The organism is Tenacibaculum sp. HL-MS23 (assembly GCF_032463465.1).
In the GTDB taxonomy this organism is placed as follows: Bacteria; Bacteroidota; Bacteroidia; order Flavobacteriales; family Flavobacteriaceae; genus Polaribacter; species Polaribacter bernardetii.
In genome coordinates this window covers 2713257-2733931 of the sequence record NZ_CP135989.1, presented here as the reverse complement: position 1 = coordinate 2733931, position 20675 = coordinate 2713257, and the positions used below count along the sequence as shown (strand labels likewise).

Below are 20675 nucleotides of genomic sequence, written 5' to 3'. Positions count from 1 at the left end.
TATATCAATAAAACTATCCGTATTTTTGTTGTATGGACTTTGAATTACACTCAGATTTTAAACCTACCGGCGATCAGCCTACAGCAATAAAACAATTAGTAAACGGATTAAATACCAACGAGAAACACCAAACATTATTGGGTGTTACGGGTTCTGGTAAAACCTTTACTGTTGCCAATGTTGTTGCCGAAGTAAACCGACCTACCTTGGTGTTGGCACACAACAAAACATTGGCAGCTCAATTATATTCTGAGTTTAAGCAATTTTTTCCGAACAATGCTGTAGAGTATTTTGTTTCTTATTATGATTACTATCAGCCAGAAGCATATATTCCTGTTACAGGTACTTTTATCGAAAAAGATTTATCTATAAATGATGAAATAGAACGTTTGCGAATTAGTACTTCTTCTTCCCTACTTTCGGGTCGTAGAGATATTATTGTAATTGCATCTGTTTCTTGTTTGTATGGTATCGGAAATCCGAATGAGTTTAAGAAAAATGTAATTCCGATTGAAGTAGATCAGCAAATTTCGCGCACAAAATTCTTACATCAATTGGTTACCAGTTTGTATTCTAGAACTGAAATAGAGATAAAAAGCGGAACTTTTAAAGTAAAAGGTGATGTTGTTACTATTTATCCGTCGTACGGAGATAGCGGTTATCGTGTGCATTTTTTTGGTGATGAAATTGAAGAAATTGAAACTTTTAATATTGAGAACAATCAAGTAATTGAAAAATTAACCGAACTAACCATTTACCCTGCAAACTTATTTGTTACCTCGCCTGATGTATTGCAAAACGCGATTCATAAAATACAGGAAGACATGGTTAAACAGGTAGATTATTTTAAAGAAATAGGTAAACATCTAGAAGCTAAACGATTGTTAGAACGTACCGAATTCGATTTAGAAATGATTCGTGAATTAGGTTACTGCTCGGGTATCGAAAACTATTCTCGTTATTTAGATGGTAGAGATCCTGGTACGCGCCCGTTCTGTTTATTAGATTATTTTCCGGAAGATTATTTAATGGTTATTGATGAAAGTCACGTTACCATTCCGCAAACACACGCCATGTATGGTGGTGATAGAAGTAGAAAGGAAAACTTGGTAGAATACGGATTCCGTTTACCTGCTGCGATGGATAATCGTCCGTTAAAGTTCGATGAATTTGAAATGCTTCAAAATCAAGTAATTTATGTTTCTGCAACGCCTGCCGATTATGAATTGCAAAAAACCGAAGGTGTTTTTGTAGAGCAAGTAATTCGCCCTACCGGATTATTAGATCCTGTAATAGAAGTTCGCCCAAGTTTGAATCAGATTGATGATTTAATTGAAGAAATTCAAATTCGTGTAGAAAAAGACGAACGTACTTTAGTTACCACTTTAACTAAACGAATGGCTGAAGAATTGGCTAAATATTTAACCAGGATTCAGGTTCGTTGTCGTTATATACATTCGGATGTTGATACGTTAGAGCGCGTACAAATAATGCAAGATTTACGTAAGGGAATATTTGATGTTTTAATTGGTGTAAACTTACTTCGTGAAGGTTTAGATTTACCTGAAGTATCATTAGTTGCTATTTTAGATGCTGATAAAGAAGGTTTTTTACGTAGCCACCGATCTATTACCCAAACTGTTGGTAGAGCAGCAAGAAATGTAAACGGGCTCGCAATTTTATATGCCGATAAAGTTACCAATAGTATGCAACGCACCATGGATGAAACCGATCGTAGGCGTGAAAAACAGATTAATTACAATACTAAAAACGGAATTACACCAACACAAATAAATAAAAAACTAGACAATACGCTTTCTAAAGATACCACAGCTACTTATCAATACGATAACGCGATACAGAAAGCTGCAGAGCAAGATTTAGAATACTTACCTAAAGAAGAAATAGAAAAACGTATTCGTGCCAAACGTAAACAAATGGAAGAAGCCGCTAAGTCTTTAGATTTTATGGTTGCCGCACAATTACGTGATGAAATTGCTATTTTGAGAAAGAATTTGTAGAAATATTTGCGTTGATTATTAAAGTTAAAACAAGTAAATTAGCTAGAAAATGATATCCATCATTGAAATAATGGATATCTAAACGTTGTGCAATATCGAAAATGACAAATCCATATAAAAAACATCTTGACATTTTTTTTGAATCTATTATAGAATTAAAACATACAGCTAAAAGACTTAATAAAGTTTTATTACAGGATGTAGAAAGGTACACAAGTGAAAAAGCTGGATTATTATTTGGAACAGCTTTGATTATTGGAGATTGGACAGCATCAACTGATAATGGGTCTAAAATTAATTTTCATACTGGAATTAAAAAATCAACATTTAAAGAAAATTATTCTTTGGAAATTGAAAACATTCTTTCTAGAGAGTTTGGACTTGCATTTGCTCAATCTTTCGAGGTATTTGAAAAACTATTAAAGGACTTCGTCTACATAAAAATACAAACTGACACAAATTTCAGAGAAGGTTTAAAACCAGACAAAGATTATTCGAGAAAGAAACTGAGTGGAGGTGACGAGATTTTCAAGTTAATCAAAAAAGCTTGCGGAAAAGAATTTACAAAATATTCAAAACAAAATAACAATAATTTTAAGCTTAGTGAATTCTTTAAAATAATCTCTGAAGTCAGACATTCTATGATTCATTGCAAAGGCAAACTAGAAACTTCGAAAATCCCTAAAGACAAATATTATAAATCACTTTTTGAGCATTTATTCTCATTAAACAAACTTGAGAATGAAATAATAGAATTAAAATTAAATTATAAACTCTTAGAAAAACTTTTGATTTACATATCAGAATTTGGTTTTCAATTTTTTAAATTTTTAAGTAAGGTTGACAATTATGAATGGAAAAACTAAAATACTTCACACAATATCGTATATAATTTATTACTGGTTCTAGGCTAGTTACAAAAATTCTCACGGATTTTATAGATCATTAATTATTACTGCATTTAGTACTTAAACCTGCAACTATACTTATACAAATCCAATAACGAAACCTAAAAATAACAACCATATCTCTTAAAAAATCAATCAGTAGCTAAAATATTTATATAGTATCGTTTTAGCAATTATTGACGTAATAGTCAAAAATTAATTTTCACTTCCCCAAGGAGCACTTGGTGTCTCTATTTCTTTTGTTAAATCGAAGGTTACAGAAAACAATCTGTCGGTTCCTATTCTACGTAAATTATACGTAAAACTTGTTTTATCAATCGTAACCCACCAAACATTATTAGAAGCATACGGAATTAAATTGGCTGTATGTTTATCCGCAGGAAAAAACTGAATGTTTGGTAATCCAGTATTGGGGTTTGAACCTCCATATTGCGTAATTTTATCTTCCGAGCCATCTTTGTGTCGATGATCGTGTTTTAACTGTATTAACTTATCAGTATTCATGGTAAAAACCCAAGTACGAGATTTATCATCACCTACAAAAAACGGAATTCTAATCGTGTTCTCTTTACAAGAACGAACATGCATTACTAATTTCTCTCCTGTAAATCCATCGCCTTCTTTTGCTCCTGCTATTATTTTTCCTTCAAATGCTTTTCCACAATGAGTTTGTAAAGTATTCCAAAACAAGACGGAATTTGATTTTTCTTGTGCTAGTAATTGAAAAGGAAGTAAAATAAGGATTAATAATTTTCTCATTATGTAGTATTTATAGTGCAACAAGATAAAACAAAAAACCCTCACTTTAAAAGTGAGGGTTTTCCTATATATTTAACTAAAAACTAATTATTAAGCTCCTAAAACTTCTGCAACTTTATCTGCAGCTTCTTGAAACTCAGTAGCAGAAATAATTTCCATTCCACTATTGTCAATTAATTCTTTTGCTTCTTTAGCATTTGTTCCTTGTAAACGACAAATAATAGGTACATTAATTCTGTCTCCCATACTTTTGTATGCATCTACAACTCCTTGAGCAACACGATCACAACGAACGATTCCTCCAAAAATATTTACTAAAATTGCTTTTACGTTCGTATCTTTTAAGATAATTCCGAAAGCTTTTTCAACACGTTCCGCATCTGCAGTACCACCAACATCTAAAAAGTTAGCTGGTTCACCACCTGCTTGTTTAATTAAATCCATAGTTCCCATTGCTAATCCAGCTCCGTTTACCATACATCCAACATTACCATCTAAATCTACATAGTTTAAACCAGCAGCCTTCGCTTCTACTTCAATAGGATTTTCTTCACGAATATCACGCATTGCAGCATAATCTTTATGACGATATAAAGCGTTTTCATCTAAAGTAACTTTAGCATCAACAGCCATTATTTTATCATCTGATGTTTTTAACACTGGGTTAATTTCGAACATTGCCGAATCTGATTTTACATACGCAGTATATAAAGCAGTAACAAACTTTGTCATTTCTTTTAATGCAGCACCACTTAAACCTAAGTTAAAAGCAATTTTACGTGCTTGAAAAGGCATTAATCCTAAAGCAGGATCAATTTCTTCTGTAAAAATTAAGTGTGGTGTTTCTTCAGCAACAGTTTCAATATCCATACCACCTTCTGTAGAATACATAACCATGTTTCTACCAGTTGCACGGTTTAATAAAACTGACATATAATATTCATCTGGTTCACTTGCACCAGGGTAATATACATCTTCACAGATTAAAACTTGGTTTACTAATTTACCTTCAGCTGAAGTTTGAGGAGTAATTAACATCATTCCTAAAATATCATTAGAAATACTTTTTACCTCATCTAAGTTTTTAGCCAACTTAACTCCACCACCTTTTCCACGACCACCTGCGTGTACTTGTGCCTTAATTACGTGCCAACCTGTACCTGTTTCTTCTGTTAATTTCTTTGCCGCTTCAACAGCTTCTTCTGGTGTATTTGCAACAACTCCGCGTTGAATACGAACCCCAAAACTGTTTAATATTTCTTTACCTTGATATTCGTGTAAGTTCATTAGATATGAATTTTTAAAGTCGAACAAAAATACAAATTCAATTTATAATACATTACTATTTACAATAATTATTACAACTTTTATTTTCACATTTCTTTAACATTTTAACTGTAACAGTTCTTTTTTTAACATGTCTTTAAAGTAATTAACATGATTTTATGATTTACAGGCGTAATTCATAAATATTTTCGCAAATTATTTTACGCTACAAACTAACTATGTATAAAAGTACCACCTTACTATTTGTTATTTTGTTTTTTTCTAAAGGAGTTAAAGCTCAAGAAATTAATCAGAATAGAAAAAAAATGAACGCTACGCGCGTGTCTTCTCCCCCAAAGATTGACGGAATTATAAATGAAGCTTTATGGACCAACGTTCCTGTTGCAAAAGATTTTATAATGCTGCGCCCTACAAATGGCGAAAAAGCACCAAACACTCATAAAACAGAAGTTAAATTAGTGTACGATGATCAGGCTATTTATGTGAGTGCTAAAATGTATACACCCGATACTTCCTTAATACCTGCTGAATTTAACAGTAGAGACAATATTGGGAATTCTGATTTTTTTATGTTGATGATAAACCCAAATGATGACGGGCAAAACCCTACTATGTTTATTGTAACAGCATCTGGCGTTCAGGTAGATTCGAAAGTTTCATCTGGAAATGAAGATTATAATTGGAATGCCGTCTGGAAAAGCGCCATTAAAGTAAATGCCGATCATTGGGCTGTAGAAATGAAAATACCTTATCGTGCTTTGCGTTTTGCTAACAGACCAATACAATCTTGGGGTGTAAATTTTCATAGAGAAGTTAAAAACTTAAATGCACGTTTTACTTGGAACCCTATTGATAACACACAAGGAAGCTGGACACAGTATGATGGTTTAATTGAAAATTTTAAAAACATTACACCTCCTACTCGTTTAAATTTTTATCCATATGCATCAGCAACAACAACTTCTTTTGAAGGGAAAACTGATTTTGACTGGAGTGTTGGTATGGATGTTAAATATGGTCTTACCGAAAATTTTACACTAGATGCGACTTTAATTCCTGATTTTGGGCAAGTTGGTTTTGATGATGTTAGTTTAAATTTAGGGCCTTTTGAACAGCAGTTTTCTGAACAAAGACAGTTTTTTACAGAAGGAACTGAGCTGTTTACCAAAGGTCGTTTATTTTACTCTCGTCGAATTGGAGGCGCTCCCATTGCATCTGCTTCTGTAGATGAAAACACCGAAACCTTAATAGATTCTCCTGAAAAAGTTCAAATGCTAAATGCTATAAAAATTTCTGGAAGAACCAAAGGAGGCTTAGGTATTGGTTTTTTTAACGCTATTACTGATAAAACAGAAGCTATTATTGAAAACAACAGTACTAAAAAAAGAAGAAAAGAAGTTATAAACCCTTTTTCTAATTATAATATTTTAGTGCTAGATCAACAGTTTAATCAAAATTCATCAGTTACATTAATTAATACCAATGTTACTAGAAATGGTAACTTTAGAGACGCAAACGTTTCTGGTTTACTATGGCATGTTGAGGATAAAGGAAGTAATTACAATATTGATGGTTCTTTTAAAATGAGTAATATTTATGACGATGAAGACAACCCTAACACCGGTTATACTTTTGATACTAGTGTAGGTAAACAATCTGGTAATTGGAGAGGTGAAATTGGTTATAATTTTGAAAATAAAGATTTTAATCCAAATGATTTAGGTATTTTATTTAACAATAACGAACAAACTCTTTATGGTTTTGCTTCTTATGAAACGTTAAAACCTAAGGGAATATTTAATAGCTACAGAATAAGTACATCCTACAATATTAATTTCTTACATGAATCAGGTACGTATATTGGTAGATATCAAAATTTATCTTTTCGTGCACAAACCAAAAATCGTTTTGGTTTTGGTGGAAACATAAACTACAATAGTGAAAGTAAAGATTTTAACGAACCAAGGCAAGGTAACACAAGTGGTATCTATTTTAAAAGACCACAAAGAGTAAATATTAATCATTGGGGATCTACTGATTACAGAAAAAAGTTTGCCATAGATTATGATTGGTATTACAACTTTTTTAAAGACAATCCTAAAGAAGGTTATGGATTTAGAGTATCACCAAGATACCGATTTAATAATAAATTTTCTTTAATTTATGCCTTTAGGTATAATCAAACTAATAACGATCAGGGTTTTACTACCGTAGTTAGTCAGAGCGACATAGATGAAAACGCTACGCTTGCACCTTTTTTAGATGAAACAATATTTGGACAAAGAGATTGGACTACTTATGACAATTCTTTAACAGGTAAATATAGCTTTAATACAAAATCATCTCTTTCGATGTCTTTTAGACACAACTGGAGTAAAGTACCTTATGAAAACCAATATTATACTTTAGGTAACGAAGGTGAATTAATACCGAGTGATTACAATGATAACAATGATACAAATTTTAATAGTTGGAATTTAGATGTAAATTATTTGTGGCAATTTGCTCCTGGCAGTCAATTAATTGCTTTTTACAGAAATTCTATATCAAACTTTAATGATAATGCAAATCAGAACTTTTCTGAGAATTTAAATTCTCTTTTAAAAGAGTCTAACCGACATACATTTTCTGTTCGTTTTGTGTATTTTATCGACTACAACAACTTGAAAAACATTTTTTAACTTCTTATATATAACTTGAAATCAGATAACCTTTAAACGCTATCTGATTTCTTTTTTATACATTCGTTACATTGAATATATAACTATGATTATTGCTAAAAACATCCATAAACATTATGGAGAAGTTGAAATTTTAAAAGGTGTTAATCTTCATATTAAAAAAGGAGAAATTGTAGCTATTGTTGGTCCTTCGGGAGCAGGAAAAACTACATTACTTCAAATTTTAGGAACCTTAGATAAACCTCAAGTAAATAAAAACTATGAGTTATTGGTTAACAATAGTGCTATAAAAGGTTTAAGTGACAAAGAAGTTTCGTCTTTTAGAAACAAACACATTGGTTTTATTTTTCAATTTCATCAATTACTACCTGAATTTACAGCTTTAGAAAACGTTTGTATTCCTGCTTTTATTGGTGGCAAATCTAAAATAACTACCGAAAAAAGGGCTAAAGAATTATTGTCTTTCTTAGGCTTGTCACATAGAGAAAACCACAAACCTAATGAACTTTCTGGCGGTGAGCAACAGCGTGTAGCAGTTGCTAGGGCTTTAATAAATGAGCCTGCTGTTATTTTTGCTGATGAACCTTCTGGTAATTTAGATTCTACTTCTGCAGAAAACTTACACAACTTATTTTTTGAGTTAAGAGATAAATTCGGACAAACTTTTGTACTGGTTACCCACAACAAAGAATTGGCTAAAATGGCCGATCGTACTTTAACTATGAAAGATGGAGTCATTGTAGGTTAATGTAACAAACTAATCTTTTTTACTACTAACAAGTAAATAAAGTTTATTATGAAAGATACATTTAAAGAATTAGTTGGGTACTTAAAAAACCCGGTATTAGAAAAAGATACAAATCAAGAGAATTCTTATCGATTCAAAAAATTCTTGCATTTACTTATTATTAGCATACTTACAGGTGCAGCTTTAACACCTTTATTTGCTTTAATAGAGTATTTGGGTTTAGTTGACATGAATACGCATGCCATGGAAGATTTAATGAAAAGAATGTCTAAAATAAAAGTCTTTTTATATGCAGGAATAGCGGCCCCTTTATTAGAAGAATTATTATTTAGAGCTCCTATTACATTATTTAAAAGTAAGAAATATTTTAAAGTAGTTTTTTATGCCTTCGCTTTAATTTTTGGATTTATCCATTTATCTAATTTCGGAATAACAACAAATGTACTTTTACTTGCGCCTATTTTAGTAGCACCGCAGATTATACTAGGCGGTTATTTAGGTTTTATTAGAGTTCGCTTCGGTTTAACCTGGAGTATGCTTTTACACGCTAGTTATAATGTGTTTTTTGTTTTAATTACTTTTACTACTGATTTAATGTAAAAAATAGCACATATAAATGTGCTATTTTAAGAACAACCTACTGAGAATTTTTTACTAAAACCTTTTAATTTTCATAACATTTAAAAGTTAAGATAAATCCCCTTTTTTTATCTTTTACACTTCATTGATGATATTCTTAAAAGTATCTTTTTTATTAACAGTAGGTTGTTGTTTTATTACTTTCTTACTGTTTCCTCATCATTATCAGAATACTCTTTTTGATAAAATTTCTTAAAGTAACCTGCATACCCTGAAACAGTTACATTAATTTGCTTAAACAAAATATAATTCTTTATCTCTACAACATAATTAGGATGAACAATAATGTCTGCTCCTGAATTATGTAAAGCATTATAAGCTGCTGAAGATTTTGTTTTATTTTCTCTGGCATTTAAAATTCCTGATAATTTAGACTCTGATGAATATGACATTCCATCTGCAAACTTATTATCTCCATTTACTCTAAATAATAAAAAGTAAGAAGATGTTGATTTTCCTACTAGTTTTTTATCCATGTCAATATCAACATTTGCTCTGATAGGGTTTATCTCTGCTTTAGGAGCATACATTGGTATAGATGACACCCCTGTTCTTAAAGAAGAACAACTAGCCAATGTTAATAATAGTAATGTAAAAAGTAATGTTTTTTTCATTTTATTTATTTTAAAGTTTCCTCAAAGAAAAAGAAATAAAACACATATTTTTTCGCTACTTATTTAACGCATAGGTTTTTAAAGTAATCGTTCTATTTTTCTTATAAAGTAGTTTTAGCGATTTAGTTTATCATAACTATAACTAGCAAAAACCTACACTGATTGTACATTGGTTATCTGATAAGAAAACCCATTAAAATGTTTTACTACTTTAACTTTTTTAAGCCAGTAGATAACACCTCCATGTATTACAGGTATAATTAAAAACTTAACCGTTACTAAACTATTAGATGTTCTTTTTCTTCTGTGTAATGATATTTCCATAAGCTCTTTTTATTTTTAGAATTAAAATTCTACTGATAGCATATAAAGCAAAAAACTATTCCCCCTAGCACAGTTTTAGTTCACTTTTTATATTAAATAAGAAATTTTTATTGAATCAACAGTAGATGTTATACTTCAAAGAAAAAGAAATAAAACACTTATTTTATTACTAATTATTTAACGTACGCATTTTTAAAGTTACCGTTACTACCGTACCTTTTAAAGCTATTGATGTTATTGCTAGCGAGTCCTCTGGTAGGTTTAATAAATGTAAACGCTCTTTTACCAACTTAATTCCTTTTGATTTACTTTTTGTACTATTAGCATCAAAGCCGCTACCATTATCCGTAATTTCACAAATTAGTGAATCATTATTTTGGGTAAACTCTATTGTTAATAATGGTTTTTCAACTTTAATATTAAAGGCATGTTTAAATACGTTCTCTATTATTGGCTGCAATAACATTGGTGGAACTGCAATTTCTTCTGTATCTAAATTATTAGATATTATTGAAGTATAAATTTTAGTTTGAAAACGTAAATTTTCTAACTCAATGTACGTTTGCAAATAACTAATTTCATCTGCTAAACTAATATATTGAAGTGATGAATTATAAAGTGTTTTTCGTATTAATTTAGAGAACTCTCCCATGTATTTTAATGAATTATCGATATCGTTATCAATAATAAAATTCTGAATAGAGTTCATTGCATTGAAAATAAAATGAGGATTCATTTGACTTTGTAAAGCTTCTATTTTAGTTTCTGATACTCTTTTATAAATAGCTTCTTTTAAAACTTCTTCTTTTTTAATTCTTCTAACTCTAATTTTATAAATACTATAAAGAACAAATAGTACAACAATTATACAAATACACATAAACCACCATGTTTTCCAAAAAGGAGGAAGTATCGTTATTTCTAATATATTTTCAGCATAGGTTTGACCAGTACTGTAATCTTTAACTTCTACTATTACATTATAATTACCATTTTTTAAATAGTTTAAATGTATTGTATTATCAACAGTCCAATTACTCCATTTACTATTTTCAATAGACGTTATTTTATACCTATATTTTAATTTATTAGGATACGGATGGTTTTTAACCACATATGTAAAAGATATTGTATTTCTATTATATGGTAGTTCTATCGTTTTTTTAAAGTATTGAAACCAATGATAATTATACGAAGCTATTTTCTCATAATTTACCTGTATATCTGTAATACTAAAATTATATGTTTTTGCTTTATGATTCGCTATAACTTTATCTAAATCTATATCGTAATATCCAATTTCGCTTCCAACCAATAATTTATTTTTAGCTATAACTGCCGATGTAAATAATGTATTATTTAAACCCTGCTCTTTATCTAAAAAAGTGATATTATCATCCTTATAAAGATTAATTCCTCTTTCGGTTCCTATAATTAAATAATTATTATATATATTTAAAAATAAGATACTATTACCTATAATATTTTTATTTTTAATAGTTTTTACTACTTTAAAATCATCTAAGGTTTCAGTTATAAAAACATCACCTCTAGAGGTACCTATTACTAATTGATCTTGATTATTAACAACAGCTTGAGTGAGTTCTTTTTCATCCCAAATATCATTTTTTAGAAATGAAATAAATTTTTCGTTTTGATATTTATAAAGACCTGAAGATTTTGATAAGAAATATAACTGATTGTTTACTTTCTCAATCGAAACAACATCTCTAGGATTCTCTTTATTTTTAAGATCAAAAATGATTGTTTCTACCTTTTTATGAAGATTTTCTAATGCATAAACATGTGAGTAACGTCTTTGAAAAAAAGCAGCATTTTTTGATGTAAAGTAAAACGAATCTGTGTAAATAGGTAAATATTTTTCTATTGAGTTCTGTTCAGACAGTTTAAATAATCCAATTGTAGTATTAACCCATATATCATCATTAATTTTTTTAATACTTCTGAATTCTATATTTTTAAGACTATTGTTTTGAAATCGACCCCTCGCATCTTCTTCAGATATTAGTGTTTTATTATGATTAAAAAAATAGTTTTTTTTTGAATAAAAATCTTTAGGTAAAATATAACTAGTACTATTTTTTGATTTTATGTATAATCCTTTTTCTGATAAAACATAAGTTATAGTATCTTTAACTTCTATGTCTATAACATTTTTAACCTCATTAAAAGAGGCTATTTCTTTATTCAAATTAACTTTAAACACTCCTTTATCTAAAGTACCAACATATAAATTATTATTGCTTTTATCATAATCAATACACCATTGTTTGGTGCTCTTAATATTTAACAAAGTGTTTTGCTTTGATACCGATTTATTAGATACTTCATAAAGTCCGCCAGTAGGATAATTGATCCCATCTGCAACTCCGTAGATATTTTGCTTATTATCAGCTATATAACTCCAAAAAACACTATTTCCAAACTCACTAGTTGGTTTAATTCCGCTTATATAATCTTGAATATTAAATTTCTTAATAGATTTGTTTTTGTAAGCAAACCCATCAAAACTAACGAACAACGCGTTATCCAACTTAAATATCGAAAAAACACTATTATATTTATGGTGTAAAAAGATTAGTTTCTTATTATTTTTATCGTATTTCCATAAACCACTTCGGTAAGTTTGAATATAAACTTCGTTTTCATATACAAAGAAGCCCATTACTTGAAACCTATCATCTTTTTCATACACTAAATTTGTAATACTCTTAGAATTAATATCTATAACAGATACACCGTTTTTTGTACCTACAAAAACATCTTCTTTATAAGAAAACAACTTACGAATATGGTTATTAATTAATCCGCTTGATGTGTTTAAGACTGAAAAATTTTTACCATCAAAAAAAGTTAAACCTCCTCCATAACTTCCAAACCACATGTTTTTATTACTATCTTCTTCAATAGCCCAACAATTATTATATGCTAAACCATCTTCCTCATAAAAATTTGTGATTACATCATTGTTAATTTTAGAAATGCCAGCACCAGTACCCACCCACAAAAAACCTCTACTATCTTTTTTTATAGCATAAATACTTTTATTAGGTAAACCATCTAAAGTAGTATAGTTTTTAGAAGTATATGTTTGTGTAAATGCTAACTGATAGCATAACAAACAAACAAAAATTAGTAGTTTATTTTTTATGAAGTATCGCATTTAAAAAGCTTTCTTTTTTTCTTGATGCTATTGGTAGCTGTTCTCCGTTATTTAATTCTAAATATAAATCTACCGTTTTATTAAAACGAACAACGTGGTTTAAGTTTACTAAGTACGATTTATGAATTCGATGAAAATTAGTCTTCGGCAATAATTCATCAATATATTTTAATGTTTTAGACAACGTTATTTTTTTACCGTTTACAAGCGTTACAGAACTGTAATTACTATCTGCTTGGCAGTATAATATTTTATTAGGATTTACAATTTCATAACCCGAATCTGTTGGTAAGGCTATTTTATTAAAATTAGTGTCACCTATATCTATTTGATTTAGTATCTCTTTTAAATTATTATCCTGAACGTTATTTTTTAATGTTAGCTTATAACGTTTAACCGTTTCTAACAAATCTATATAGTTTATAGGCTTTAATAAATAATCTAAAGCGTTTTCTTTAATTGCTTTAATCGCATATTCAGAATAAGCTGTGGTAAAAATAATATCAAACCTTCTTTTTTCAATTTCTTTTAATAATTGAAATCCGTTTTTATTAGGCATTTCTATATCTAAAAAAACTAATTCAGGTTCGTGCTTCTCAATAGCTACAATAGCTGTATCAACGCTTTCGCATTTATCAAGTATTAAAAACTGATTTGGTAAATATCTATTTAATAACTTTTCTAAAAACTCTCTAGCATTGTATTCATCATCAACAATAATTGTTTTTATCATAGCTGTAAATTTAGTTTATTAGAGATCTTATACATTTCTGAATTAGTTTACGCTGCAAATAGCCGTTTTAAAGTTATTCTAATTATTTTAAAATTTCTCAAAAACACCTAATCCGAATAAAGCAAAATCGTACTTCACCGGATCATCTTTATCTAATTTTCGTAAAGAGGTATCTAATTCTAATAGTGCCTTTGCATCATTTTGTTTGCGAGTTAACATTCCTAACTTTCGTGCTACATTGCCAGAATGAACATCTAAAGGACATGATAAAACTGAAGGAGAAACACCTTTCCAAAGTCCAAAATCTACCCCTGTTTCATCATTTCTAATCATCCATCTTAGCCACATGTTAATTTTTTTAGCAGCAGAACCTTTATAAGGATCCGAAACATGTTTTGTTGTTCTTGCCGGATGCGCTATTTCAAAGAATATTTTTTTAAACTCATGAATTGCTGGTTGCAAAGAATTTTCTGAAGCATGATTTGTAAAAATAGCTTCTAAACCGTTACGGTTCTCATAAATATTTTTTAAAGCCTTTATAAAAAATCTTAAATCGATAGGATTAAAAGTTCTATGAACAAACCCCTCTAACCTATCTAAATCAGAATCTTGGTGATTCATTATAAAATCGTAGGGCGAATTATCTAGTAAATCAATTATACGGTTCCCGTTTTTAACAATCATCTTTCTATTACCCCAGGCAATTGTTGCTGCTAAAAAACCAGCTATTTCAATATCTTCTTTTAATGAAAATTTATGCGGAATAGAAATAGGGTCTTCAGCTATAAAATTAGGAGTATTAAACTCAATAACTTTGGCGTCTAAAAACTCTTTTAATTCTTTAAAATCTAAATTCATATTCAAATATAATCATATTGTATGTCTTTATACAAGTAGCTATAATCCAAGACAAAATATGTTGTACATTATTCAGTTTAAAGATTTTTAAAAACATTAATTCCTTACTTTTACAATATTAATTAACTTAACTTCTATGAAAAATAATTTGTTAGACATGATGTGCTTAGATGTGTACCTATCTTCTTTAAGCAAAGAAAAGTATGCAGAAACTAAGGCGCTAATACAACCATCTCCAAAACAAAATATTAATTTATTAAGTTGGGGAATACACGATTTATTTTTCGATAACAAAACCAAAGAAGATATAAACAGCCTTCAAGCACTTGCAAATAATTTTAACTGGAAAAATGAAATTGCTGAAATTTTAAATGACAATGTTTACGAATCTCTTGTAATAACAAACACCAGCAAGAAAATAATTTGGGTTAGCGATGGCTTTAAAAAAATGACAGGCTACAACAAAGAATATGCTTTGCAAAAAACAGCTAACTTTTTACAAGGCAAAGAAACATCTGAAGCTACAAAAAGTAGCATTCGTAAAAAAATATTAGCCAATAAACCATTTAAAGAAGTTATTGTTAATTACAGAAAAGACAAATCTACTTACAAATGTGAGTTGAATGTTTTTCCGTTGTTTTCTAGATCAGGAACCACTCATTTTTTAGCCTTAGAAAGAGAAGTTGCTTAACTTTATTAAGATGCAAACATTTATTCACTACTTCTTACACTTCGGGTTTCCGCTTATAATTGCCTATTTATTTTTTAAAAGTGATTGGAAAAAAGTCTACTTAATTTTAATAGCAACCATGCTGGTAGATTTAGATCATTTATTATCTACGCCAATATTTCAGCCGAACAGATGCAGCTTCGGCTTTCATCTTTTTCACTCTTATTTCGCCATGATTGGCTACGTAATTTTATTGTTCTTTAAAAAACCATATCGCATAATTGGTATCGGTCTTTTACTACACATGCTTACCGATTTAATAGATTGCCTGTTTATGTACAACAACTGCAAAACGTGTTACGAAAACACTCCAGCAACATCAGTTTTAAAGTTTATAACAGCACTCTTTTAAAACAAAATAAGCACTAGCTATAAATTTATTTGAAGCTATTTCCCGCTTTACGCACTCGCTTTTTTTTGAAAAAAAACCAAAAAAAGAGCTCAAACAAATGCTTCAATCGGGGCTAAAAACCTATGATACAACTTTAAAAAATTAAAACTTGTTAAAAAATATTTCACCCTAAAAACCGAATCCGTCAAACCGAATTTATTTCAGTTTCACATCCTATTTTGCCATCCTTCTTAATTTTATGCGATGCTGAAATAAATTCAGCATGACGTTTATATCTAAAAAAACACTTTATTAAAAGTTTAAACAGGCTCTTATTCTTTTAGTTTTAAATCGCAATACCAAAAACTAGTGTCGTAATTTTTAACTTTTTCTGACGTGCCTTTATGACAGTTCTGAGAATCATCTTTATTTAACGTATATGATTTTAGCAATTTCTCACCTATTTCAAATTCAATTGGTTTACTAAAAATTGGTCCGTCAAAACAAAAAGTATGAAACTCACCATTTTCACCACAAACATCAACATCATCTGGTAATTCATTTATAAAATCTTCATCAATGATTCTACCAACAAATTCTTCTCCTAGTTTTTTAGCATTTACACAAACCGTAATCGTTTTAAAACCGAGTGCTAAAAATTCTCTCAATAATTCTTTCGTGTCTTGTTTCCATAACGGATACACGCCTGTAATACCAACTTCTTGTAATTTTGTATCTCTGTATTTTCTTAAATCTTCTAAGAATATATCTCCAAAAACAGCATGATTTAATCCTATTAATTTTAACTCTGCAGTTTTTTCAAGCATTTTCTCATTATACAAATCCATCGTTACATCCGCAGGGAAATATATTTTCTCTAAAGGAATACCAATGCTTTCTGCTTGTGCTTCTAATAAGTTTTCATGAAGTCCGTGCATAGAAACACGTTGATAATCTTCGTTTACATTCGTTATCAACTTTTCGATATGATATTCTTTTTGCTGCAATACTTTATACAATGCAAATGCCGAATCTTTTCCTGAACTCCAATTAAAATATGCTTTTTTCATAAGGCTAAATTATAGAATTTAAAGCATAAAAAATCCCGCTAAAAGCAGGATTTTGAATTCTTAATTATTTTCTCTTTTGATTTAAGCTCGTTGGCTTTTCTTGCTTCACTAACGGAGTTCCGTACAAATCAAAATCACCAGCTTCATCAATTTTAATATCTATAAATTCACCTAGTTTTATATAATGTTTCGTAGCATCTACAATTACATCGTTATCTACATCTGGCGAATCAAATTCTGTACGACCGTAAAAATATTCTCCGTCCTTTCTATCAAATAAACAACGGAAAGTTTTTCCGATTTTTGCTTGATTTAATTCCCAAGAAATTTGAGATTGTACTTCCATAATTTCGTTTACACGACGGAACTTTACATCCGCAGGTACATCATCTTCTAAAACAAAAGCACCAGTATTTTCTTCATGAGAATACTCAAAAGCTCCCATTCTTTCAAAACGCATTTCTTCTACCCAGTCTTTTAATTCCTGAAACTGCTCTTCAGTTTCTCCCGGATATCCAACAATTAAAGTAGTACGGATTGCCATATTTGGCACCGCTTCTCTAAACTTATGAATCAACGATGTTGTTTTTTCGTGGGTTGTACCACGCTTCATCGATTTTAAAATCTCGGTGTTTATATGCTGTAACGGAATATCTAAATAATTACAAACCTTCGGTTCGTTTTTCATTACGTCTAATACATCCATCGGAAAACCTGTAGGAAATGCATAATGCAAACGAATCCATTCTATTCCGTCAACCTTTACCAATTCTTTTAATAAATCAGCTAAAGCACGTTTTTTATAAATATCTAATCCGTAATAGGTTAAATCTTGTGCTATTAACATCAATTCTTTAATTCCTTTCTTTGCTAACTTTGTAGCTTCAATAACAATTTCTTCAATTGGTGTCGATTTATGTTTTCCTCTCATTAAAGGAATTGCACAGAAAGAACATGGGCGATCACAACCTTCAGCAATTTTTAAATACGCATAATGTTTTGGTGTTGTTGTTAAACGCTCACCAATTAATTCGTGTTTATAATCTGCTTCTAATACCTTTAATAATTCGGGTAACTCATGTGTACCAAAATACTGATCTACATTTTTAATTTCAGCTTCTAAATCTGGCTTATAACGCTCACTTAAACAACCAGAAACAAATACTTTGTCGATTTCTCCTGCTTCTTTACGCTGTGCATAATGCAAAATAGTATCAATACTTTCTTCTTTGGCTTTACCTATAAAACCACAAGTATTAATTACAACAATATTACCATCATCTTCTGGGTCTTCATGAACTACGTTTTTACCGTTGGCTTTTAATTGTCCCATTAAAACTTCACTATCATAAATATTTTTAGAACAGCCTAAGGTAACTACGTTTATTTTATTTTGCTTTGGTGATTTTGTGCGCATTATACTATAAAAATTTAGAGTGCAAAGATACATCTTAAATATTTTACACACTTACTACTTTTGTTTGATTATTATTCCTTTTTTTGATAGCTTCGCTAACCTTTAATATTAATCATTAAAATGATTTTGTATTCTTAAAAAAGTGACCAGACGTTTAAGGGAAATGTTCCTAATCTGTATAATTACAAAAATTAAATATTTTACCATTGACATTTAAAATCAAGGATTTACCCAACATATTTTTAGAAACTTTTAATCTTTGGATAGCTAAAGATCCTTTTAATTTGAGTGCAATTTTAGCTTACTATTCTATCCTTTCATTACCTGCATTACTTATTTTAATAATAGATTTAGTTGGAGGCATTTGGGGTAGAGAAATAGTTCAAGGTAGGCTTACCGATGAAATGTCTATTGCTTTCGGTGTAGATACTGCAAAATTCATACAAGAAATGATGACAGATAAAGGAGATAAATCAACATCTTTAATAGCTAACACATTAGGAATTGGTACTTTACTATACGGAGCTACCGGCGTTTTTTACCAATTACAAAATGCGCTAGATAAAATATGGAATTTTAAACCTTCATATACTAACGGTGTATTGGCTACATTAATTGGAAGATTAAAAAGTTTTGGTTTTATTTTAATTTTTGGTTTTTTATTATTAATAAGTCTTGTTTTAACCTCCGGACTTTCTGCATTTTCGGAACGTATAAATAGATTGCTGCCAGATGGCTTTTTAGAACTCGCTTATATGTTTGATGTGCTCATTTCATTAAGTTTTATTTATTTTCTTTTTGCTGCTATGTTTAAATTTTTACCATCGTCTAGAGTAAGATGGAAAGCTGTAAAATCTGGCGCTGCATTAACAGCTATATTGTTCGTGTTAGGAAAATATGCATTGTCTTTTTATTTTGCAAAAGCCGAACCAGGATCGACTTATGGTGCAGCAGGCTCAGTAATATTAGTAATGTTATGGGTTTCTTACACAAGTCTTATTTTATTATTCGGAGCTCAATTCACAAAAGTATATTCTGATAAATACGGAATTTCTGAAACTAGTTAACATATAAAAATTTGACTCATGAGCTTAAAAAAATCTAATAATAACTTACAAAAGCGCTTGTAAATCCCCCTCCGTTTATAGCAGTTTATTATACAACAAACCGCTAGCAAAGCTTTACTTCTAAAGCATAAATAATCTACAAATTCGTATTTATTAAAAACTTGTAAATCGTCCCTTTTCCTACTCCGATATATATTACGAGTATTTCAAATTGATCTGAAACACCAATCACAACGCCTTATTTTCCTGTTCCGTCTAATTTACTGGTAGCCATAGAAGTTACTTCTGTTACTTTTTTTTGCATTTTATTCTGAAATTTAGGATAATCTTAAATATTTCATACTTACACTTTAGTTTGATTCTTATTCCTTTTTTTGATAGCTTCGCTAGCGTTGAACATAAATTATTAAAAAAGATTTATACTCTTGAAAGAGTTAGGCAACATACCGAAAAACCATGGTATATATTTGGGCTATTAATAGAAAAGAATACATTAAAAAAAATGATAACCAAACTAAACAGTTTCACTCATAAATCTTTTGTTGATTACACTAATCCGAATAGCTTACTTTTTTGTGTCAAAAACATTCTTTTTGGATACAATGGAAAAGGAAAAAGTTCAATCGCTATTGGTATTAAAAATGAATTTCTAAAAAACCCAATCAAGAATCAAGAGAATTTTAGAATGTTTGATAGAGATTATATTTCAACCTCATTATTACTCGAAAACACTGACGGAAAAATTAAAGGGATTGAAGCAAGTTTTGGTAAAGGAGTTGTTGATATAGAAAATAAGGTTAAAGAATTAGAAAAACTTATAATAAGCAAAACAGAAATTGACAAACTTGATTTAAATATTGTCAGATTAAAAAAGGAAATCAGAACAGATATTGACACAATTCACAATAGAAGGAAAGGTAAATCTAATATTCAAAAGAAATCTAAAGATGAAACTGTTGAGCGTGTAATTGAACTTTACAAAAAAGATTTTAAAGATGCCAAAAAAATTGAAACAGACGATAATAAATTACTAGAAGTTAACGTTGACAATTCAATCGAAAAGCAAATCTCACAAAATGAAAATTTACGTCCGTTATTATTTTCAAACATTTCAACAACTCTAAAGGAAGAAGTTAATATAATCTTTAAAGAAAATTTTGGAGAAGATATTTAAATCCCAGAATATGAAATAGTTCAATGGATTGAATCGGGAATAAAAATTCACAAAGATGGTGATAATTGCAAATTTTGTAATAACAAATTAGATTATTCAAATATCAAATCTAAAATAACTCACTACAAGG

General features: G+C 29.7%; 18 protein-coding genes and 1 pseudogene. 9 read left to right on the top strand and 10 right to left on the bottom strand.

Going from position 1 to position 20675, the window contains the following annotated elements; all coding sequences use genetic code 11:
• The first annotated feature begins 32 nt into the window (after positions 1-32).
• Both uvrB and RRF68_RS12775 read left to right on the top strand, forming a co-directional pair.
• Positions 33-2021, top strand: coding sequence for an excinuclease ABC subunit UvrB (gene uvrB, locus RRF68_RS12780; protein ID WP_315944568.1), 1989 nt, complete (start codon positions 33-35; stop codon positions 2019-2021).
• 101 nt (positions 2022-2122) lie between these two features.
• Entirely contained in the window at positions 2123-2887 is a 765-nt protein-coding gene (locus RRF68_RS12775; RefSeq protein WP_315944567.1) for a hypothetical protein, read from the top strand.
• Positions 2888-3124: 237 nt separating this feature from the next.
• Here the strand turns inward: RRF68_RS12775 and RRF68_RS12770 are convergent, their stop codons facing one another.
• Together RRF68_RS12770 and sucC are read right to left on the bottom strand one after the other, a co-directional pair.
• Positions 3125-3688 (bottom strand): hypothetical protein, encoded by a 564-nt coding sequence (locus RRF68_RS12770; RefSeq protein WP_315944566.1) that lies wholly within the window; start codon positions 3686-3688, stop codon positions 3125-3127.
• 90 nt (positions 3689-3778) lie between these two features.
• Positions 3779-4975: an ADP-forming succinate--CoA ligase subunit beta gene (gene sucC / locus RRF68_RS12765; RefSeq protein WP_218773056.1), complete on the bottom strand. Its 1197-nt coding sequence runs from the start codon at positions 4973-4975 to the stop codon at positions 3779-3781.
• Positions 4976-5193: 218 nt separating this feature from the next.
• Here sucC and RRF68_RS12760 point away from each other — a divergent pair, with 218 nt between their 5' ends.
• The 3 genes from RRF68_RS12760 (at position 5194) to RRF68_RS12750 (ending at position 9004) form a co-directional block, all read left to right on the top strand.
• Positions 5194-7656 carry a DUF5916 domain-containing protein gene (locus RRF68_RS12760; RefSeq protein ID WP_315944565.1) on the top strand — a complete coding sequence of 821 codons (2463 nt, stop codon included), beginning with the start codon at positions 5194-5196 and terminating at the stop codon, positions 7654-7656.
• An 85-nt stretch (positions 7657-7741) separates the two neighbouring features.
• Positions 7742-8404 carry an ABC transporter ATP-binding protein gene (locus tag RRF68_RS12755; protein ID WP_315944564.1) on the top strand — a complete coding sequence of 221 codons (663 nt, stop codon included), beginning with the start codon at positions 7742-7744 and terminating at the stop codon, positions 8402-8404.
• Positions 8405-8452: 48 nt separating this feature from the next.
• Entirely contained in the window at positions 8453-9004 is a 552-nt protein-coding gene (locus RRF68_RS12750) for a CPBP family intramembrane glutamic endopeptidase (RefSeq protein ID WP_218773059.1), read from the top strand.
• A gap of 176 nt (positions 9005-9180) precedes the next feature.
• On the opposite strand, the gene RRF68_RS12745 is transcribed toward RRF68_RS12750, so the two are convergent.
• The 5 genes from RRF68_RS12745 to RRF68_RS12725 all read right to left on the bottom strand — a co-directional run bounded on the left by RRF68_RS12745 (position 9181) and on the right by RRF68_RS12725 (position 14756).
• On the bottom strand, positions 9181-9657 hold the full coding sequence (locus tag RRF68_RS12745) for a lipoprotein (RefSeq protein ID WP_218773060.1): 477 nt from the start codon (positions 9655-9657) through the stop codon (positions 9181-9183).
• A 153-nt stretch (positions 9658-9810) separates the two neighbouring features.
• Complete coding sequence (locus RRF68_RS12740) at positions 9811-9981, bottom strand: hypothetical protein (RefSeq protein WP_275314816.1); 171 nt, start codon at positions 9979-9981, stop codon at positions 9811-9813.
• Positions 9982-10150: 169 nt separating this feature from the next.
• Positions 10151-13165, bottom strand: a complete 3015-nt coding sequence (locus RRF68_RS12735) for a histidine kinase (RefSeq protein ID WP_315944563.1) — start codon at positions 13163-13165, stop codon at positions 10151-10153.
• Entirely contained in the window at positions 13143-13898 is a 756-nt protein-coding gene (locus RRF68_RS12730) for a LytTR family DNA-binding domain-containing protein (RefSeq protein WP_315944562.1), read from the bottom strand. The genes RRF68_RS12735 and RRF68_RS12730 overlap by 23 nt, the downstream gene beginning before the upstream one ends.
• 87 nt (positions 13899-13985) lie before the next feature.
• Positions 13986-14756, bottom strand: a complete 771-nt coding sequence (locus RRF68_RS12725) for a TIGR02757 family protein (protein ID WP_315944561.1) — start codon at positions 14754-14756, stop codon at positions 13986-13988.
• Positions 14757-14892: 136 nt separating this feature from the next.
• Between RRF68_RS12725 and RRF68_RS12720 the strand changes: the two genes are divergently transcribed.
• Both RRF68_RS12720 and RRF68_RS12715 read left to right on the top strand, forming a co-directional pair.
• Positions 14893-15447, top strand: coding sequence for a PAS domain-containing protein (locus RRF68_RS12720; protein ID WP_275314821.1), 555 nt, complete (start codon positions 14893-14895; stop codon positions 15445-15447).
• Positions 15448-15457: 10 nt separating this feature from the next.
• Positions 15458-15838 carry a DUF6122 family protein gene (locus RRF68_RS12715; RefSeq protein WP_218773065.1) on the top strand — a complete coding sequence of 127 codons (381 nt, stop codon included), beginning with the start codon at positions 15458-15460 and terminating at the stop codon, positions 15836-15838.
• Between the two features lie 311 nt (positions 15839-16149).
• Here the strand turns inward: RRF68_RS12715 and RRF68_RS12710 are convergent, their stop codons facing one another.
• Complete coding sequence (locus tag RRF68_RS12710; RefSeq protein WP_218773066.1) at positions 16150-16887, bottom strand: diphthine--ammonia ligase; 738 nt, start codon at positions 16885-16887, stop codon at positions 16150-16152.
• Positions 16888-16951: 64 nt separating this feature from the next.
• Positions 16952-18304 (bottom strand): 30S ribosomal protein S12 methylthiotransferase RimO, encoded by a 1353-nt coding sequence (gene rimO, locus RRF68_RS12705; RefSeq protein ID WP_315944560.1) that lies wholly within the window; start codon positions 18302-18304, stop codon positions 16952-16954.
• Between the two features lie 206 nt (positions 18305-18510).
• Here rimO and RRF68_RS12700 point away from each other — a divergent pair, with 206 nt between their 5' ends.
• A complete protein-coding gene (locus RRF68_RS12700; protein WP_315944559.1) occupies positions 18511-19371 on the top strand; it encodes a YihY/virulence factor BrkB family protein in 861 nt (286 codons plus the stop codon).
• A 134-nt stretch (positions 19372-19505) separates the two neighbouring features.
• Here RRF68_RS12700 and RRF68_RS12695 read toward each other — a convergent pair.
• Positions 19506-19663 (bottom strand): annotated as a pseudogene (locus RRF68_RS12695) (signal recognition particle-docking protein FtsY); the annotation flags it as partial.
• 63 nt (positions 19664-19726) lie between these two features.
• On the opposite strand from RRF68_RS12695, the gene RRF68_RS12690 reads away from it, so the two are divergent.
• Positions 19727-20545 (top strand): hypothetical protein, encoded by an 819-nt coding sequence (locus tag RRF68_RS12690; RefSeq protein WP_315944558.1) that lies wholly within the window; start codon positions 19727-19729, stop codon positions 20543-20545.
• Positions 20546-20675 lie beyond the last annotated feature (130 nt).

Coding starts and splice junctions, on each gene's coding strand:
- RRF68_RS12715 (WP_218773065.1), top strand. CDS start 15,458: ATGCAAACATTTATTCACTACTTCTTACACTTCGGGTTTCCGCTTATA.
- RRF68_RS12735 (WP_315944563.1), bottom strand. CDS start 13,165: ATGCGATACTTCATAAAAAATAAACTACTAATTTTTGTTTGTTTGTTA.
- sucC (WP_218773056.1), bottom strand. CDS start 4,975: ATGAACTTACACGAATATCAAGGTAAAGAAATATTAAACAGTTTTGGG.
- RRF68_RS12770 (WP_315944566.1), bottom strand. CDS start 3,688: ATGAGAAAATTATTAATCCTTATTTTACTTCCTTTTCAATTACTAGCA.
- RRF68_RS12750 (WP_218773059.1), top strand. CDS start 8,453: ATGAAAGATACATTTAAAGAATTAGTTGGGTACTTAAAAAACCCGGTA.
- RRF68_RS12775 (WP_315944567.1), top strand. CDS start 2,123: ATGACAAATCCATATAAAAAACATCTTGACATTTTTTTTGAATCTATT.
- rimO (WP_315944560.1), bottom strand. CDS start 18,304: ATGCGCACAAAATCACCAAAGCAAAATAAAATAAACGTAGTTACCTTA.
- RRF68_RS12740 (WP_275314816.1), bottom strand. CDS start 9,981: ATGGAAATATCATTACACAGAAGAAAAAGAACATCTAATAGTTTAGTA.
- RRF68_RS12745 (WP_218773060.1), bottom strand. CDS start 9,657: ATGAAAAAAACATTACTTTTTACATTACTATTATTAACATTGGCTAGT.
- uvrB (WP_315944568.1), top strand. CDS start 33: ATGGACTTTGAATTACACTCAGATTTTAAACCTACCGGCGATCAGCCT.
- RRF68_RS12725 (WP_315944561.1), bottom strand. CDS start 14,756: ATGAATTTAGATTTTAAAGAATTAAAAGAGTTTTTAGACGCCAAAGTT.
- RRF68_RS12755 (WP_315944564.1), top strand. CDS start 7,742: ATGATTATTGCTAAAAACATCCATAAACATTATGGAGAAGTTGAAATT.
- RRF68_RS12730 (WP_315944562.1), bottom strand. CDS start 13,898: ATGATAAAAACAATTATTGTTGATGATGAATACAATGCTAGAGAGTTT.
- RRF68_RS12760 (WP_315944565.1), top strand. CDS start 5,194: ATGTATAAAAGTACCACCTTACTATTTGTTATTTTGTTTTTTTCTAAA.
- RRF68_RS12710 (WP_218773066.1), bottom strand. CDS start 16,887: ATGAAAAAAGCATATTTTAATTGGAGTTCAGGAAAAGATTCGGCATTT.
- RRF68_RS12720 (WP_275314821.1), top strand. CDS start 14,893: ATGAAAAATAATTTGTTAGACATGATGTGCTTAGATGTGTACCTATCT.